The following is a 16313-nucleotide window of genomic DNA, read 5'->3' on the forward strand; positions in this document are numbered from 1 at the left end:
GACCTCGCGCAGCCCCGGGCAATCCTCGGCACCCGCTCGAAGCGCCGCAGCCTGGACTGCGGTCTCATCGCCCGGCCAGCGCCACCGCATCGGCGGCACTCGCCGCGGCGATGCGCCGCAGGCAGGCATGCCGGGCCTCGGGGGCTGAAGGCCGCTCGCAGTGCTCGGCGGCGCTGGCCATCGGGCTGCCCGGGGCGAACCAGGGCGTGCGGCCGTCGTCGTCGAACAGCATCAGCGCCGCGGCCAGCGCCGCCGTGCCGGCCGCCATGCCGGCCACCAGCAGGCAGCGGCGCTCCAGCGGGCTCAGGAAGTGGAAGTCGTGGTTCATCGCGTACTGCCCCTGCGCCGTGGCGCTCAACGTGGCGCGGCGGCCAGGCCGGTGGCCGGGCGCGGCATGGCACCGCCCTGGCGGGCGAGGTAGAAGGAGCCGCTGTCCTCGGTGCTCAGCGCACCCAGTTCGCCGCTGCGCCGGGCTTCCAGCACCTGGCGGCGCACCTCGGCGCGGCTGAGTGCCGCCGGCGCCGGGCGCGCCTGCAGCCAGGCGGAGCCGCTGTCCTCGCCGGTGAGGGCACGGGTCTCGCCGCTGGCCTCGGCCGCGCGCATCTCGGCCTGCACCTGGGCACGGGTGGGGCCGGCATCGGCGGCCGCCTGCTGGGCCAGGGCGGACGCGGTGCACAGCAGGCCGGCCAGCACGGACGGGACGATGGAACGCAGGACTTGCTTCATAGGGACCTCGATGGGCGCTCGCCGCGATGTGCCGGCCATCGAGCACCCGAGGTGTGCCGGCATGGCTCCAAGGTAGGCGCCGCGGCGCCGCGGGCCCTCCACCGGACGGCGGAGGCGGCGCCACCGCCTCCTACCGCTGGAGGAGGACCGTGCACGGAAGGTGAAAACCGCACAAAGGCCCCGGTCAGAGTTGCACCCTGCGCAGCTTTGTTACCTCTAGTCTCGCTTTCAAGCAGCAGCGATGACTGTTGTGCCAGGAGCCGAAGATGTCGATGCAGATGATGGAAGCCATGTCCTCTTCCCAGGCGGCGATGTCCGCCATGGGCCTGCGCAGCGAGGGCCGCATGCCCGAGCCGTCGCGCCCCGCGCCACCGCCCGGCGGCGTGCCGCAGGCGCTGGCGCTGGCACAGGTGCTGGAGGAGATCGACTACGGGCTGCTCGTGCTGGACGCGCACGACCAGCTGGTGCATGCCAACCATGCGGCGCTGTCGCAGCTGGATGAATGGCATCCGCTGCAGCTGCAGGCCGGCCGCCGGCTGCGCGCCGTGCGCCCGCGCGAGGCCGGTGCGCTGCAGGCCGCGCTGGAAGCGGCCCGCCACCGCGGACTGCGCACGATGGTGGCGCTGGCGGGCCCGCAGGGCCAGCGCAGCACGGTGGCGGTGATCCCGCTGGCCGCCACCGCCGACACCGCGTCCGGCAGCGTGCTGGTGGTGCTGGGCAAGCGCCGGGTGTGCGAGGAGCTCACCGCCGTCTCCTTCGGCAAGACCCATGGCCTGACCGCCGCCGAGACCCGCGTGCTGCTGTGCCTGTGCAACGGCGATTCGCCGGCCGAGGCCGCACGGCGCAATGGCGTCAAGGTGTCCACCACGCGCACCCACATCAGCAGCATCCGCACCAAGCTGGGCGCGCGCAACCTGGACGAGCTGGTGCGCACGGTGGCAGTGCTGCCGCCGCTGATGGGCTCGCTGCGCCGCAGCCTGTGGTCGGCCGGCGGCACGATGCCGATGTAGCGGGCACGCCGCGCCGGTGATCGTCGGGATGCGCGGCACGGCCGCCGCCCGATAGCATCGGGCGATGCCCCTGGCCCCGCCGCCGCCTTCGCCGCCCGAACCGCCCCCGCCGCTGCCCGCGCACCTGGCCGAGCTGGCCGCCCGCGGCAGCCGCATGCGCTGCCCCCGCGGCGCCCTGCTGATCGAGGAAGGCGATGCCGGCGACGCGATCTTCATCATCCTGTCGGGCCGGGTGCGGGTGTTCTCGGCCGACCGCAACGGCCGCGAGGTGACCTATGGCCTCTACGGACCCGGCGACTACGTGGGCGAGATGAGCCTGGACGGCGAGCGCCGTTCCGCCAGCGTGGTGACGCTGGAGCCCACCGAATGCGCGATGGTGGGCAAGCAGGCCCTCACCGCCTATTTGGCCGAGCATCCGGAATTCGCCTTCGTGCTGCTGTCGCGGCTGATCCGGCGCGCCCGGGCGGCCACGCTGTCGGCGCGGCAGATCGCGCTGAACGACGTCTACGGCCGCCTGGCCCACCTGCTGAATGCGCTGGCGCAGCCCGATGCCACCGGGCGCCGCGTCATCTCCGAGCGGCTGACGCACCAGGCGCTGGCGCACCGGGTGGGCTGCTCGCGCGAGATGATCAGCCGGCTGATGAAGGACCTGGAGCGCGGCGGCTACCTGGTCAAGGAAGGCGGCCTGCTGGTGCTGGCGCTGCAGCTGCCCGACCGCTGGTAGCGCACCGTCCGCGCCGCGGCAGCCTCAGCCCTGCCGGCGTGCCTGCGCCACCGCCGCCGCGGCCGCGGCCACCCGCCGCGCGCCCAGCACCGCCAGCCCCAGCCGGCGCTGCAGCCAGGGCAGCAGCGGCTCGTTGTGGCCCAGCGGCGGCAGCCGCAGGTCGCCGGTGCTTTGCGGCGGCAGGCGCGGCGGCCCGGCCTCTGGCGGCCGCTGCGCATCGCCGATGGCCGCCAGCACCGCATCGATTTCCGCCGCCGCCTCGCGCAGCGCGTGCTCGGAGGCTTCACGGTCCAGCCGGTCGGCCCGGCGGGTGAGCATGGTGCGCACCGCCGCCAGCTGGGCCAGCAGCACATGGCACTGCGTGAGCAGCGTGGCCATGGCGTACAGCGGCACCTGCACCCGCTGGGGCTCCGCACGCGTGCGCTGCGCGCTCGCGGCGATGCCGCCGATGGCCTCGTACACCTCGCGCCGCGCCAAGCGCAGCGCCACGTCGCGGGCGCCCGGCTCGGGCCACCGCAGCGCTTCCTGCACCAGGGTGCGCAGGCTGCGCTGCACCCGCTCCACCAGGCGGCCCACGCCGCGCCGCTCCCAGGCCGGCAGCACGTAGCTGAAGCCCCAGGCCAGCAACGCGCCCAGCACTGTGTCGGCCAGCCGCTCGCCCACGCCGAAGCCGCCGGCCGGATCGGCCAGGTGGGCCTGCACCAGCGCCATCACCGTGGCCGCGGTGGCGGTGACCAGGTAGCGCACGTTGACGAATGCATGCGAGGTACCAGCCGCCACCAGGAACACCAGGCTGGACAGCAGCGGCGAATGCACCTGCGCGAACACCAGCACCAGCAGGCAGCCCAGCACCGTGCCGGCCACCCGTGCATCGCGTCGCGACAGCGTCTGGTCCAGGTTGCCGCGCAGCACCACGCCCACGCTCAGCACCAGCCAGTGCGGATGCGAGGCCCAGGGCAGCGCCAGCGCCAGGAAGTAGGCCGTGCCCAGCGCCACCGCGCTGCGCAGCGCATGGCGGAAGATCGGCGAGCCCAGGCGCAGGTGCGGCCGCAGCGCCGCCAGCGGCCAGCCTTCGGGCGAGACGAAGAACCGCAGCTCGTCCGCGCCCAGTGGCCGCGGCAGCTCGATGCCCGCCAGCGCCGCCTGCATGCGGGCCAGGTCGTCGGCGATGTGGCGCGAGCGGTCCAGCAGCGCGGTGGCCAGCGCACTGCGCGAAGGATTGGCGCCGAAGGCCTCCACCGCATCGGCCAGCGCCGGCTGGTGGCGCGAGCTGGGCGCATCGCCCGGCAGGCCCAGCTGCAGCGCCAGCGCCATGCGGTCCAGCGCGGCGGCGGTGGTGTCGATGGTGGCGGCGAGCTGGCCGCGCAGGCGCTCGGCCGGCGCGTCGTGGCCCAGCAGGTCCAGGTCCAGCTCGCTGCCCAGCAACGTGTCGCGCAGGTCGATGGCCAGCAGCAGCACCGCGATGCCACGCGGCACGTCGGCCGCCTTGGCGCCGGTGCGGTGGGCGGCTTCGAACAGCAGGTCGCGTGCGGCCTGCAGCCGCTCGTCCAGGCTCACCTGGCGGTCCATCCAATCCTGCAGCGGCGGCGCACCTTCGGGCCGCATGCGGTCCTGCAGCAGCAGCGCCGCGCGCGAGCGCAGCAGCGCGGCCGTGGCCTCCAGCGCGGCCGCCAGCGCCAGCGCGCGGTAGCGCGGCTGCAGCAGCCGCGACGACAGCACCGACCACACCAGGTACAGGCAGCCGCCCAGCGCCGTCCAGCCCGCATGCGCGGCCTGCGACTGCCAGCCCTGCAGCGGCGGCGCGGCCATGGTGAACACGATTGCCAGGATGGGCACGAAGGAGATGGGCCCGGCCCGCACGCCCCAGGCCAGCATCAGGCTGGACACGAAGGCGATCAGCGTGATGAGCCCGCCCAGCGCCAGCTCATGCGAGCGCAGCGCCGTGACCAGCACCGTGGCCACGAAGCCCACGATGGCCGCGGTGGCCACCCGGCGCAGCGTGCGGCGCGGCGGGTTCGGGGTGTCGGCCAGGCTGGCGAAGATGGCGCCGCCCGAGGCCACCAGCGCCGCCGCATGGCCGCCCAGCAGGCCGCCCACCAGCTGCACCAGCAGCACGCCCAGCGCCACGCTGATGCCGTTGATGCCATGGGCCGGCACATGCCAGGTCCAGCGGCGGGGGGATCGACAGGCGGGTCATGCCGCGGTGGGCGCGGCGGCGGCGCGAGGGGTGGACGACATCGGGCGATCAGGGCGGCCGCCAGGGGCCGCGGAGCGGGCGGGGGTGCGCGGCGCATTCTGCCGCCCGTGGCCTTCGGCGGCATCCGCCGGCCGCAGTTAAAGTGACACGCACGGCAATCAACGAGGCAATGATGTTCACGCCCGCGAAGTATTCGCGCCCGCTGTCGGGCGCCCTGGTGCTGGCCCTGGCGGCCGCCACCACCCTGCTGGCCGCCTGCGGCGGCGGCAGCGACGATGACGACGGCCTGCCGTCCAACACCACTTTCAACGTGCGTGCCGGCATGTACCAGCTGCTCACGGTGGGTGGCAGCTGGACGGTGGCCGGCCGCGGCAACGACAACCTGGACTACCAGCTTCGGCTGAGCTATGCGCCCGGCGTGCCGGGCATCTTTCCGCTGGACAACCAGGTGTACGACCGGGCCACGCAGTCGGCCACGCTGTCCCAGGGCAATGCCAGCACCGACACCGTCTCGCAGGAGATCTTCCACAACGCGGCCACCGGCGCCGTGGCCGGCACCCGCTACGACGGCACCGAGTGCAGCCTGTCCATGCTGACCGGCAACCTGCCCACCGCGGCGCGCGTGGGCGACAGCGGCCCCTTCCTGCGCTCCACCGAATATGCCGACTGCAGCGGCACCAGAGTGGCGGGCACGTCGGAGATGCGCTGGTCGGTGGAGATGAACCGCGGCCGGCCGTACTACTGCCTGACGCAGCGCTACGGCACCGGCGACCTCGAGATCGAATGCTTCGAGGCCGCCGGCACCGAAGGCCGGCTGGGCAGCCGCGCCCGGGTGCGGCTGGAGGTGCTGATCGACAACGCCCGCTTCATCCTCGACGCCGAAAACTGAGGCCAGCCCCCAAGCTCGCTGCGCTCGCGGCCCCCCGAGGGGGCGTCAGCCCCTTGGGGCGGCCCGGCGGGCTGAGAGCCGCTTGCAGCCCAGGGCCGCCAGGCCCAGAGCCAGCATCAGGTAGGTGGAAGGCTCGGGCACCGCGGTGACGGTGCCCAGGCCTTCGATGCTGTTGGTGAAGGCACCCTCCTCGAAGACGCCGGTGGTGACGAAGGTGTAGCGCGCGCCGGCCGTCAACGATGCGGAGAAGCCCGACAGCGGGCCCATCATGTCGTTGAGGTCGTCGTTGGCCACGAGCGCATTGGTCAGCGGGGAGGCCGCATTGAAGGTCGGCCCGTACAGCAGCGTGAAGTTGTCCCACCCGCCGGAAGCGGTGCTGAGGAAGTTGTAGAAGCCGCTGCTGCTCACGGTGAACTCGAAGGCGCTGTAGGCGACCGGCGGGATCTTGGGATCGAGGTCCAGCGTCTCCAGCGGCCGCTGGAAGGTGGCGCCGCCGACGGTGGTGCCGGTGAACTCGAAAGTGGCGGCCGAAGCGCCCTGGGCGATGAAGAGCAGTGCGGCGGCCAGCGCCAGCGGGGTGTGCTTGCGGATCATGGAGGTACTCCTGGCTTGTCTAGTCAAGTGGACGGGCGGCGGCATCAACGGCCGGCCAGCATGCGCTTGGTCAGCTCCCGCATGGAGGCCACCAGCCGGTCCACGTCCTGTGCCGAATGGAACAGGTGGGTGGAGATGCGCAGCGGATGGTGCGATGCGGTGGAGCCCGGCACCGGCACGGCGGTGTTGCGGATGACGATGCCGTACTCGGTGCGCATGCGCTCGACGAACGTGCCGGACTGCGCCGTCTCGGCCGCGGCCGCGGTGCTGCCGGCGGCCAGCGAGAGCGACGGCCCGTGGAACGGGTTGAACGAGGTCAGCGCCGACACCAGCTCCGGGTCGCCCATCGGCGAATACAGCCGCGAGGTGCCCCAGGCCTGCGCGATCTTCTGCTTGAGGTAGGCCGACAGCGCCAGGTCGTGCGCCTCGATGGCGGCGCGGCCGATCTCGTCCCAGTAGGTGCAGCATTCGCTGAACACCTTGAGCATCGGATAGTTCGGGTTGCCGATGCTCTGCACCCGCGTGCCGATCTGGTAGCTGGCCGCGTTGTCGTTGGTGCGCGGTCCGGTGAGCGCGGTGTTGTTGGTGTTGGTCGGCCAGAAGTTGAACAGCGGCCGCGGGTTGTACTGGCTCACCCGGTTGCGGATGTACAGGATGCCGGTGCCGCCGGGGCCGCATTGCCACTTGTGGCCGGAGCAGCCCCAGAAGTCGATGCCGGTCTCGTGGAACTTGAGGTTGAACATGCCGGTGGCATGCGCGCCGTCCACGATGGTCATGATGTTGTTCTGCTGCGCCAGCTGCGCCAGGCGCTTGTACGGCAGCATGGTGCCCGTCAGGTACGTGGGCGCCGAGAACACGAAGGCCTTGGTCTTGGCGGTGATGGCCGCGGCAAACAGGTTCACGTAGTCCTGCGCGGTCTGGTTGTTGCCCACCGGCAGTTCCACCCGCTTGATGACCACGCCCTTGCGCCAGGCCAGCAGGTTCATCGGGCCATTGCCGCCCGGGTGCTCATGGTTGGTGGTGATGATCTCGTCGCCGGCATTCAGCTCCACCCCGGCCAGGATCTTGTTCATCCCGTCGGTGGTGTTGTAGGTCATCACGATCTCTTCGGTCTCGCAACCAAAGCCGGGGGCAATGGCCGCGCGCATCGGCGTGGTGCCTCCCAGGGTCTCGCGCGGGTTGCGCGCCACCTCGCGGTTGTAGTCGTCGAAGGCGCGCAGCAGGTGCGCCGGCGTGCTGCCGGTGGTGCCGATGTTCATGTAGAGGATGGACGGGTCCAGCACGAAGGCCGGATGCGGCTCGCCCATCACGTGGTTGGTGGCCGCGAAGGCCTCCTTGCTCACCAGCGGCAGCGTGCCCGCGGCCAGTGCGCCGGCACCGGCGCCCATCAGCTTGAAGAAGTTGCGGCGCTGGGGCTGGGCCTCAGGCTGCGAGGACACCGGATGTTGATGCTCGGACATGGAACTTCCTTCCGTACTGCAGTGAAGTGGATGGGCGCAATGCGGCACCCGGCGCGTCTTGTACGCTCGGTGGATGAAGGCCGAAGGGCGGAAAAGGCCGGGCCGCCTGGCCCGGCGCGTGCTAGCGGGCCGCGACCGCCGAGATCTCGACCGCCACGTCGCGTGGCAGCCGTGCGACCTGCACCGTGGCACGGGCAGGCGGCTTGTCCTTGAAGTAGGTCGCGTAGACGGCATTCATCTTCGCGAAGTCGTTCAGGTCCTTCATGAACACGTGGGTCAGCACCACGTCGTCCAGCGTCATGCCATTGGCGGCAAGCACGGCCTTGAGGTTGTCCAGCACCAGGCGGGTCTGCTCCTCGATCGAGCCGGTGTTGAGCTGGTTGGTCTTGGGGTCGATGGGAATCTGACCCGCCAGGTACAAGGTGTTGCCATGCTTGATGGCTTGCGAATAAGGCCCGATGGCCGCGGGCGCATCGGGACTGGACACCACCTGCTTGCCCGCCATGGGGGGCATGGCACACGCCACCAGCAACAAGGGAGCGACGCCCGCCAGCCCAATGCGGCCGGCCCTCAGACAAGGGACCATGAGACTGTCTCCTGACGTGGTTGTATGCACTCGATGTGGTGCAAATTCACTCTAACGGCGCACCAACTCAATGCAAAGAACGTGTAAACCCGCACGAAGAAAGCTGCAGGGAGGCCCGCTGTTTGCCCTGCCGCGGTGCAGCGCGCCAGGCTCGCCGGATGAAGGCGCGTGGCCCCGGCTCAGGCCCTGCGGCGCACCACCCGGGCCTTGGGCAGGCGGGGCCTGCCAGGCAGCGGTGGATGGGCCAGCACCCTCTCCGCATCGGCCACGATGCGGGCCAGCCGGTCGGCCAGCTTCTCGGTGCTGAGCTGCTCGCGGAAGCGCTCCACCATCAGCGGCAGGCTGAAGGGCGTGGGCACCTGCAGCGACACCAGGTCGATGTGCAGCGAGCGCATGCGCGCCAGCACGCTGCCCAGCCGGCCCAGCTCCAGTTCCTGGGCCAGCACCTCGTGCTCGGCCTGGCTGAGCAGGCGGTTGCCCGCGTCGTACTTGCGGAACACCTCGTAGAACAGGCTGGACGACGCCTGCAGCTGCCGCGTGCTCTTGGGCGCGCCGGGAAAGCCGCTGAAGATCAGGCCGGCCACCCGCGCGATCTCGCGGAAGCGCTTGCGCGCCAGGGCGCTGCTGTTGAGGCTGGCCAGCATGTCGTGCAGCAGGTCCTGCTCGGCCAGCACGCTGCCGTCCAGCAGCGGCGCCACGTCCACCGGATTGATGCTCAGCAGCTCGAAGCCGTAGTCGTTGATCGAGATGGAGAAGGTGTTGGGTTGCGTGCGCGCGAAGCGCCAGGCCAGCAGCTGCGCAATGCCCAGGTGCACGTTGCGGCCGCCGAAGGCATAGACGAAGAGGTGATGACCTTCGCGCGAGCGGTACTGCTCCACCAGCAGCCGGCCGGCTTGCGGCAGGTGCGACAACCGCACCTGCACCTGCAGCATCGGCCAGGCGGCCCGCAGCTCCGGCTCGCCGAAGGCGGCGCCCTTGCGCCCCGGCGGCGGCGGTGCATCGGCCGCCGGCGGACCGGCGGGGAAGGTGTCGGCCACCTCCTGCGCGGCCTGGTGCAGCAGGGCCTGCAACGCATCGGCCAGCTCGCTGGACAGCGGCATCTTGGCGCCGTTCCACGAGGCGAGCTTGCCGCTGCGGCCGCTGGCCTTCTTGACATAGGCCGTCATGTCGCGGGTGCGCACGTATTCCAGCGCGCGGCCGCCGAAGACGAAGCAGTCGCCGGGGTTCAGCCGCGCGATGAAGCTCTCCTCCATGTGCCCCAGCACGCCGCCACCCACCCACTGGATGGGCATGGTGGAGTCGCTGACGATGGTGCCCACGCCCATGCGGTGGCGGCGCGCGATGGCCGCGTCGGGCACGCCGTACACGCCGTGCTCGTCGGGCACCACGCGGTGGTACTCGGGATACGCGCCCAGACTGCTGCCGCCGCGCTCCACGAAGGACAGCGCCCAGTCGAACTCCTCGCGCGTCAAACTTGTATAGGCAGGTGCGCCGCGCACTTCCTCATACAACGCATCGGCGGTGAAGCCGCCGCCCAGCGCCACGGTCACCAGGTGCTGCACCAGCACGTCCAGCGGCTTGGCCGGCGTGCGGCGGCCTTCCACCTGGCCGGCCTGCGCGGCGCGGCGGGCGGCGGCGCCTTCCACCAGCTCCAGCGCCTGCGTGGGCACCAGCGTCACCCGGCTGGGCCGGCCGGGTGCGTGGCCGCTGCGGCCGGCACGCTGCAGCAGCCGTGCCACGCCCTTGGCGCTGCCAATCTGCAGCACCCGCTCCACCGGCAGGAAGTCCACGCCCAGGTCCAGGCTGGAGGTGGCCACCACCGCGCGCAGCCGGCCTTCCTTCAGGCCCAGCTCCACCCATTCGCGCACGCTCTTGTCCAGCGATCCGTGGTGCAGCGCCACCACGCCCGCCCAGTCGGGCCGCGCGGCCAGCAGCAGCTGGTACCAGGCCTCGGCCTGCGAGCGCACGTTGGTGAAGACCAGCGTGGTGCCGGAGCGCTCGATCTCCTCCACCACCGGCATCTGCATCTGCGCGCCCAGGTGCCCGCCCCACGAGAAGTGGCCAACGTCGGCCGGCAGCAGCGTATCGATGGCCAGGTCCTTGGGCACCCGGCCCAGCACCAGCTCGCCCGCCTCGTGGCCCACCAGCGTGGCCATGGCCTCGGCCGAATTGCCCAGCGTGGCCGACAGGCCCCACACCACCAGCCGCGGGTTCCATTGCCGCAGCCGTGCGATGGCCAGCTGCACCTGCACGCCGCGCTTGTTGCCCACCAGCTCGTGCCACTCGTCGACGATGACGGTGTGCACGCCCGCCAGGTCCTCGCGCGCACTGGCGCGGGTGAGCATCAGGGTCAGCGACTCGGGCGTGGTGACCAGCGCGGTGGGCAGCTTGCGGTCCTGGCGGGCCCGCTCGGCCGAGGCGGTGTCGCCGGTGCGCTGGCCGATGCTCCAGGCCGGGGCCACCTCGGGCAGCGGCAGTTGCAGCGCGCGGGTGGTGTCGGCGGCCAGCGCGCGCATGGGCGTGAGCCACAACACACCCAGCGGTGGCGCGCTGCGGCCAGGCAGCGGCACGCCCAGCGCGGCCGCGCGGGCCAGCGCGCCGAACCACACCGCATAGGTCTTGCCTGCGCCGGTGGTGGCATGAAGCAGGCCGCTGCGGCCCGCCACCATCGCGGACCACACATCGCGCTGGAAGGGAAAGGGCTTCCAGCCATGCTGCTGGAACCAGTCGCCGGGCTTGAAGCCGCCGCGCGGGCCTGCCATCCCGGCGCTCAGGCCTTGGCCAGCGCGGCCCGGGTGCACCGCGGACTGGGCGCCGGCGCCGCCACGGCCTGCGACGGCGCCGGCGACACCGAGACGATCCAGCCTTCCACCGGATCGAAGTCGGCCGGCAGGCCCCAGTCCGGCTGGCGGCTGGCCCAGGCGGCCTGCAGCATGCACAGCACCGCATCCAGCCGGTCGCCGCTGCCGTCGGCGGCCAGCGCATCGCGCTGCGCATGGCTGAGCTTCAGCCGCAGCCCGAGGCGGCTGCGACCCTGCTCCAGCGCTTCCACGATGTCCTTGCGCGCGATCAGGCGCTCGGGCGTGTGCTTGGCGCGCTCGTCGCTCTTGTAGGAGCGGCTGCCGATCAGCTCACGTGCCAGCAGGCCGGGATAGGCCTCCAGTGCCACGCGCGGGGCGGCCTGCGCATCGGCGGCCGCCACCTGGTGGCCTGGCAGGTGCACGCCGGCCTGCACCAGCAGCGGCACGCCGGCATGCAGCATGTAGGCCACCGGCGGGTTCACCCACTTCATGCTGGGCGACGAGCCGGCCGGGCGGTCCACCGCGCGGTGCGCGAACTTGCCGCCCACCGGGCGGGCATTGCAGAAGGCGGCGAAGGTCTCGCGGATCTGCGCGCGACTCAGGGTGGCGTAGTGCTGCATCAGCGGCGCCCATTCGCGCGGCCAGTCCAGCGCCTCCACCAGCTCGCGCGGCAGGCCGAAGGGCAGGTCGAAGCCGCCGACCCATGGCCCCGGCGTGTGCAGCCATTGGCCGAAGGCGTCCAGGGTGGGCAGGCTGTCGATGCGCAGCAGCGTGGCGCGGGCGCCTTCCAGCCGGCCATGCGCCACCACCACGGGCTTGCGCGCCGTGGGTGCGCTGCTGAAGTCGATGCCGTAGATGTCCATCGCCGGCATTGTCGCGGCGGCCGCATGCCGCCGCCGGCGCAGGGTCAGGCGGGATCGGCGGCCCGCCGGAAGGCGGCCACGGCCTCGGCAAGCCGGCTCGCCTGCGCGGCCATGCTCTGCGCGGCGGCCGCGCTCCGCTCCACCAGCGCCGCGTTCTGCTGGGTCTCCTGGTCCAGCGAGGCCACCGCCCCCTTCACCAGCGCGATGCCATGCTCCACATGCGTGTTGCTGTTGCCGATCAGCCGGGTGCGGATCCGCAGGCACTGCCAGGATCACTTGCGCGTCATCGGGCCGCCTTTGTTCCTGCGGCGCAGGCCGGCGCGGGGCGCAGGCGCTCGGCCTTGACGCGGGTCCAGGGGGCGGTGAGCGCGATGGCGGCCAGCGGAAATACCAGCGCCTTCGCGAAGTCGCGACGCTTCATGCAGTGCTCCTTGCTTGAACAGTTCGGGAATGGGTGCCCCGTACTGCTCAACGAAGGGGCCGCTGGCTTTTCGGTGCAATCGGTTGCAACTTGAGCCGGCCGGGCGCGGCGTCCGCGGGCGATACAGTGCCCGCCCATGACTTCCCATCCGGTTCTCGTCGAGGTGCTGCGCGGCAGCAGCATCGAATCCTTCCACCGCGGCGCGCTGGCCATCGTGGATGCCGAAGGCACGCCGCACACCCTGCTGGGCGACATGGCGCGCCCGGTGTTCCCCGCTCCGCAGTGAAGGTGATGCAGGCGCTGCCCCTGGTGGCCAGCGGCGCGGCCGACCGCTTCGGCCTGGTGGATGCGGAGCTGGCGCTGGCCTGCGCCTCCCACAACGGCGAGGCGGCACATGCGGCCACCGCCGCCGCCGTGCTGGCCAAGGCCGGCCTGGACGACAGCGTGCTGGGCTGCGGCGCGCACTGGCCGATGCTGGACGTGGCCGGCCGCGCGCTGGCCGCCGCCGGCGCCCAGCCCAGTGCGCTGCACAACAACTGTTCCGGCAAGCATGCCGGCTTCGTCTGCGTGGGCTGCCTGATGGCCGCCGACCGCGGGCAGGACCCCCGCGCCTTCCTGCAGGGCTATGTGCAGCCCGACCATCCGCTGATGCGCGAGGTGACCGCCGCGCTGCAGGCGGCCACCGGCTGCGACCTGGCGCGGGCGCCGATGGGCACCGACGGCTGCGCCATTCCCACCTTCGGGTTGCCGCTGCAGGCCATGGCGCTGGGCTTCGCGCGCATCGGCACCGGCGTGGGCCTGTCGCCCGCGCATGCGGCGGCCGCGGCCCGGCTGCGGCGCGCGGTGGCGGCCGCGCCGTTCATGGTGGCCGGCAGCGGCCGCTTCGATACCCGGGTGATGGAAAGCCTGGGTGAGCGCCTGTTCTGCAAGGTGGGCGCCGAGGGCGTCTATGGCGCAGCCCTGCCCGAGCTGGGCCTGGGCGTGGCACTGAAGATGGACGACGGCAACAACGCCCGCGCGGCCGAGGTGGTGATGGCCGCGGTGATCCGCGCGCTGCTGCCGCTGCAGGGCCCGCAGGCCGCCCTGGTCGACAGCCTGTGCACGCCGCGGCTGCGCAACTGGAACGGCACCGAGGTGGGCCGCCTGCAGCCCGCCGCAGCGCTGGCCGACGCCCTGCCGGCCGCGCCGCTTCAGCCCTGACCGGCCGGGTAGCGCAGCGGCTCGACCATCGGCGCCAGCACAGTGCTTTCGGCCACCGTCACCTGGTTGCGGCCGCGGGCCTTGGCGGCATAGAGCGCCCGGTCCACGCGCTGCACCAGGTGCTCGTGCGTGGGGTCCAGCGCCGGGCTGTACACGCCCACGCCGCCGCTGGTGCTGAGGGCGATCTGCTGGTCGCGCCAGGCCACCGGCGTCTGCGCCACCTGGCGGCGGAAGGCCTCGGCACGGTGCCAGCCCTGCGCGGCCGGCGTGTCGGGCATCAGCACGCCGAACTCCTCGCCGCCCAGCCGCACGATCACGTCGCCGTCGCGGCGGAAGGTGTGGCGCATCCAGTCGGCGAAGGCAGCCAGGCAGGCGTCGCCGGCGGCATGGCCGTGGGTGTCGTTGATGCGCTTGAACCAGTCGATGTCGAACATCGCCAGCGACAGCTGCGTGCGGTTGCGCCGCGCCGTGGCCGCCAGCACCGGCAGCACGGAATTGAAGTGGAAGCGGTTGCCCAGCTGCGTCAGGCCATCGGTGCGGCTGAGCACGCGGAAGCGCTCGCGCTGGTCCAGCAGCTCGAAGGCCATCTCGGTGTGCGCGTGGTACTCCGCATGGCCGCGCTGCAGCGCCAGCAGCAGGAACAGCAGGTACACGCCCAGCGTGAGCACCACCGGCAGCTGCTCGCGCCCCTGCAGCGCCAGTGTGGCGATGGCCGGCAGGCACAGCAGGCCCACCCCCGCCAGCGCCTTGCGTGGGTTCATCGCGAAGGTGAAGGCCATGGCGGTGCCGAAGGCGATGGTGGAGACGATGGCGATCAGCCGCGACGAGGCGAAGTCGGGCGACCACAGCACCCAGCTGCTCACCGCGCCCCAGCTGCCCGCGGTGGCCAGCACGATGTTCCAGTGCACGAACAGCCAGCGACGCAGCCGGGTGGTGCTGGCCTGGGAAGGCAGCCGGTGCAGCAGCCGCGCCGCCAGCAGGCCCGCGAACAGCAGCGTGACGCCCACGCCGGCCAGGCCCTGCGCGCCGGGCCGGTTGCTGAAGAACCAGCACAGGCCCCAGGCCAGCAGGTAGAAGCTGCCGCCCAGGCGGGTGCGCTTCAGGATGTCATTCGCCTGGCGCCAATGACCGAAGGCCTCGCGCGTGGTGGGCGCGTGCGCATGGTGGTCGAGGGTGTCTGGTTGGCGCGCATTCTTCTTGTACATCGGCCAGGGTCCTGCTTTGGCGCGCATTATCTGCGAGCCTCGCTCAGAACCGACTCAGGCCGCGGCGGCCTGCGCGGCCAGCACCTCGGTGCGCACCTGCTCCGTCAGCTCGGCCTTCAGCGCGGAGAACGCCGGCGTGGTCTTGACCGCGTAGTGCCGCGGATGCGGCAGCGGCACCGGCCGGTCGAGCTTGATGCGGCCGGGCCGCGCGCTCATCACCATCACGCGGCTGCCCATGAACACCGCCTCGTCGATGTCGTGGGTGACGAACAGCACCGTGGTGCGCTCCGCCTCCCAGATGCCCAGCAGCAGCTCCTGCATCAGCTCGCGGGTCTGGTGGTCGAGGGCGCCAAAGGGTTCGTCCATCAGCAGCATGCGCGGGCCGTTGGCCAGCGCACGGGCCAGCGCGGTGCGCTGCTGCATGCCGCCGGACAGCTGCTTGGGGTAGTGGTGCTCGAAACCGCCCAGCCCCACCTTCTGGATGAAGGCCTGCGCGACCTCGATCTGCTGCGCCCGCGGCAGGCCGCGCTCGCGCAGGCCGAAGCACACGTTGTCGCGCACCGTGAGCCATGGGAACAGCGTGTAGCTCTGGAACACCATGCCGCGGTCGGCCCCCGGGCCGGTGATGCGGCGGCCGTCCAGCAGCACCTCGCCGGCGGTGGGCTGGTCGAGCCCGGCCACGATGCGCAGCAGCGTGCTCTTGCCGCAGCCCGACGGGCCCAGGATGGTGATGAAGTCGTTCTCGGCCACCTGCAGGTCGGTGGCCGACAGGGCCAGCGTGCTGCCGTGGCTGGACTGGAAGCGGCGCTCGACGCCACGCACGGTGAGGATGTCGGCCATGGTCAGCGTCGGGTTCAGCGTCCGAGGGCCGCCCAGCGGAACAACCGCCGGTTGGCAAACTTGAAGAGCAGGTCGCTCAGCAGCCCGATGAGGCCGATGACGATGATGCCGAAGATGATCTGGTCGGTGGCCAGCAGCGCCTGGCTGTCGGTGATCATGTGGCCGATGCCGCTGGACGCGCCGATCAGCTCGGCCACGATCACGTAGGTCCAGGCCCAGCCCAGCACCATGCGCAGGATCTCCGCGATCTCCGGCGCCGCGCCGGGAATCAGCACCCGGCGCACCACGCCGCGGTCGCCGCAGCCCAGGGTGTAGGCGGCCTCCACCAGGTCGCGCCGGGTGTTGCCCACGGCCACCGCGATCATCAGCACCAGGTTGAAGAAGCTGCCGATGAAGATGACCGAGAGCTTCTGCGCCTCGCCCAGCCCGGCCCACAGGATCAGCAGCGGGATGAAGGCGCTGGCCGGCAGGTAGCGGGCGAAGCTGATGAAGGGCTCGAAGAAGGCCTCGATGGGCTTGTAGGCGCCCATCAGCACGCCCAGCGGCAGCGCCAGCACGGCCGCGATGAGGAAGCCGCCCAGCACCCGCCACACGGTCATGCCGATGTCGAGCGCGAAGCCCATCTCGGTGAGCAGCGTCCAGCCGCTGCGCAGCATGGTCACCGGGTCGGCCAGGAAGGTCTTGCTGACGTGGCCGCCGAAGGTGGCGAAGGCCCAGGCGGCGAAGAACAGCACGAAGAAGCTGGCGCCCAGCGCGATGCGCGCGCCGGGGCCGACGGGTTGCAGCGGCCTCACGGA

Annotated in this window: 16 protein-coding genes and 1 pseudogene; 4 read left to right on the plus strand and 13 right to left on the minus strand. The window is 72.0% G+C overall.

Annotated features, from left to right (window positions below; all coding sequences use genetic code 11):
* Positions 1-64: 64 nt before the first annotated feature.
* Together LRS14_RS25095 and LRS14_RS25100 are read right to left on the minus strand one after the other, a co-directional pair.
* Positions 65-358, minus strand: a complete 294-nt coding sequence (locus tag LRS14_RS25095; RefSeq protein WP_198156958.1) for a hypothetical protein — start codon at positions 356-358, stop codon at positions 65-67.
* Entirely contained in the window at positions 355-726 is a 372-nt protein-coding gene (locus LRS14_RS25100) for a DUF4148 domain-containing protein (protein ID WP_257801551.1), read from the minus strand. The genes LRS14_RS25095 and LRS14_RS25100 overlap by 4 nt, the downstream gene beginning before the upstream one ends.
* Before the next feature lie 266 nt (positions 727-992).
* Between LRS14_RS25100 and LRS14_RS25105 the strand changes: the two genes are divergently transcribed.
* Positions 993-1736 (plus strand): helix-turn-helix transcriptional regulator, encoded by a 744-nt coding sequence (locus LRS14_RS25105; RefSeq protein ID WP_257801552.1) that lies wholly within the window; start codon positions 993-995, stop codon positions 1734-1736.
* 64 nt (positions 1737-1800) lie between these two features.
* The gene (locus LRS14_RS25110; RefSeq protein WP_257801553.1) at positions 1801-2460 is read left to right on the plus strand and encodes a Crp/Fnr family transcriptional regulator; all 660 of its coding nucleotides are present in this window, start codon (positions 1801-1803) and stop codon (positions 2458-2460) included.
* Between the two features lie 24 nt (positions 2461-2484).
* On the opposite strand, the gene LRS14_RS25115 is transcribed toward LRS14_RS25110, so the two are convergent.
* Positions 2485-4617 carry an FUSC family membrane protein gene (locus tag LRS14_RS25115; RefSeq protein ID WP_257801554.1) on the minus strand — a complete coding sequence of 711 codons (2133 nt, stop codon included), beginning with the start codon at positions 4615-4617 and terminating at the stop codon, positions 2485-2487.
* Positions 4618-4829: 212 nt separating this feature from the next.
* Here LRS14_RS25115 and LRS14_RS25120 point away from each other — a divergent pair, with 212 nt between their 5' ends.
* Complete coding sequence (locus LRS14_RS25120) at positions 4830-5546, plus strand: hypothetical protein (protein WP_257801555.1); 717 nt, start codon at positions 4830-4832, stop codon at positions 5544-5546.
* Positions 5547-5591: 45 nt separating this feature from the next.
* On the opposite strand, the gene LRS14_RS25125 is transcribed toward LRS14_RS25120, so the two are convergent.
* The 7 genes from LRS14_RS25125 to LRS14_RS25155 form a co-directional block, all read right to left on the minus strand.
* Positions 5592-6140 (minus strand): PEP-CTERM sorting domain-containing protein, encoded by a 549-nt coding sequence (locus LRS14_RS25125; RefSeq protein ID WP_257801556.1) that lies wholly within the window; start codon positions 6138-6140, stop codon positions 5592-5594.
* A 44-nt stretch (positions 6141-6184) separates the two neighbouring features.
* Positions 6185-7600 (minus strand): aminotransferase class V-fold PLP-dependent enzyme, encoded by a 1416-nt coding sequence (locus tag LRS14_RS25130; RefSeq protein ID WP_046113767.1) that lies wholly within the window; start codon positions 7598-7600, stop codon positions 6185-6187.
* A gap of 121 nt (positions 7601-7721) precedes the next feature.
* Positions 7722-8114: a RidA family protein gene (locus LRS14_RS25135; protein ID WP_232315378.1), complete on the minus strand. Its 393-nt coding sequence runs from the start codon at positions 8112-8114 to the stop codon at positions 7722-7724.
* A gap of 251 nt (positions 8115-8365) precedes the next feature.
* Positions 8366-10948: a ligase-associated DNA damage response DEXH box helicase gene (locus tag LRS14_RS25140; RefSeq protein WP_257801557.1), complete on the minus strand. Its 2583-nt coding sequence runs from the start codon at positions 10946-10948 to the stop codon at positions 8366-8368.
* A gap of 8 nt (positions 10949-10956) precedes the next feature.
* Positions 10957-11859, minus strand: coding sequence for a DUF429 domain-containing protein (locus LRS14_RS25145; RefSeq protein WP_404977613.1), 903 nt, complete (start codon positions 11857-11859; stop codon positions 10957-10959).
* A gap of 35 nt (positions 11860-11894) precedes the next feature.
* Positions 11895-12068 (minus strand): hypothetical protein, encoded by a 174-nt coding sequence (locus tag LRS14_RS25150; protein WP_257802253.1) that lies wholly within the window; start codon positions 12066-12068, stop codon positions 11895-11897.
* Between the two features lie 65 nt (positions 12069-12133).
* Positions 12134-12271 (minus strand): hypothetical protein, encoded by a 138-nt coding sequence (locus LRS14_RS25155; protein WP_257801559.1) that lies wholly within the window; start codon positions 12269-12271, stop codon positions 12134-12136.
* Positions 12272-12407: 136 nt separating this feature from the next.
* On the opposite strand from LRS14_RS25155, the pseudogene LRS14_RS25160 reads away from it, so the two are divergent.
* A pseudogene (locus LRS14_RS25160) lies at positions 12408-13471 on the plus strand (asparaginase).
* On the opposite strand, the gene LRS14_RS25165 reads toward LRS14_RS25160, so the two are convergent.
* From LRS14_RS25165 to LRS14_RS25175, 3 genes are read right to left on the minus strand one after another with little or no spacing between them, the layout of a single operon-like run.
* Positions 13462-14676, minus strand: a complete 1215-nt coding sequence (locus LRS14_RS25165) for a GGDEF domain-containing protein (RefSeq protein ID WP_257801560.1) — start codon at positions 14674-14676, stop codon at positions 13462-13464. The pseudogene LRS14_RS25160 and the gene LRS14_RS25165 overlap by 10 nt on opposite strands.
* Before the next feature lie 54 nt (positions 14677-14730).
* Positions 14731-15516 carry an ABC transporter ATP-binding protein gene (locus LRS14_RS25170; RefSeq protein WP_046113762.1) on the minus strand — a complete coding sequence of 262 codons (786 nt, stop codon included), beginning with the start codon at positions 15514-15516 and terminating at the stop codon, positions 14731-14733.
* A 14-nt stretch (positions 15517-15530) separates the two neighbouring features.
* Positions 15531-16310 (minus strand): ABC transporter permease, encoded by a 780-nt coding sequence (locus tag LRS14_RS25175; protein ID WP_046113761.1) that lies wholly within the window; start codon positions 16308-16310, stop codon positions 15531-15533.
* Positions 16311-16313 lie beyond the last annotated feature (3 nt).

Source organism: Aquincola sp. J276, assembly GCF_024700035.1.
Classification (GTDB): domain Bacteria; phylum Pseudomonadota; class Gammaproteobacteria; order Burkholderiales; family Burkholderiaceae_C; genus Aquincola; species Aquincola tertiaricarbonis.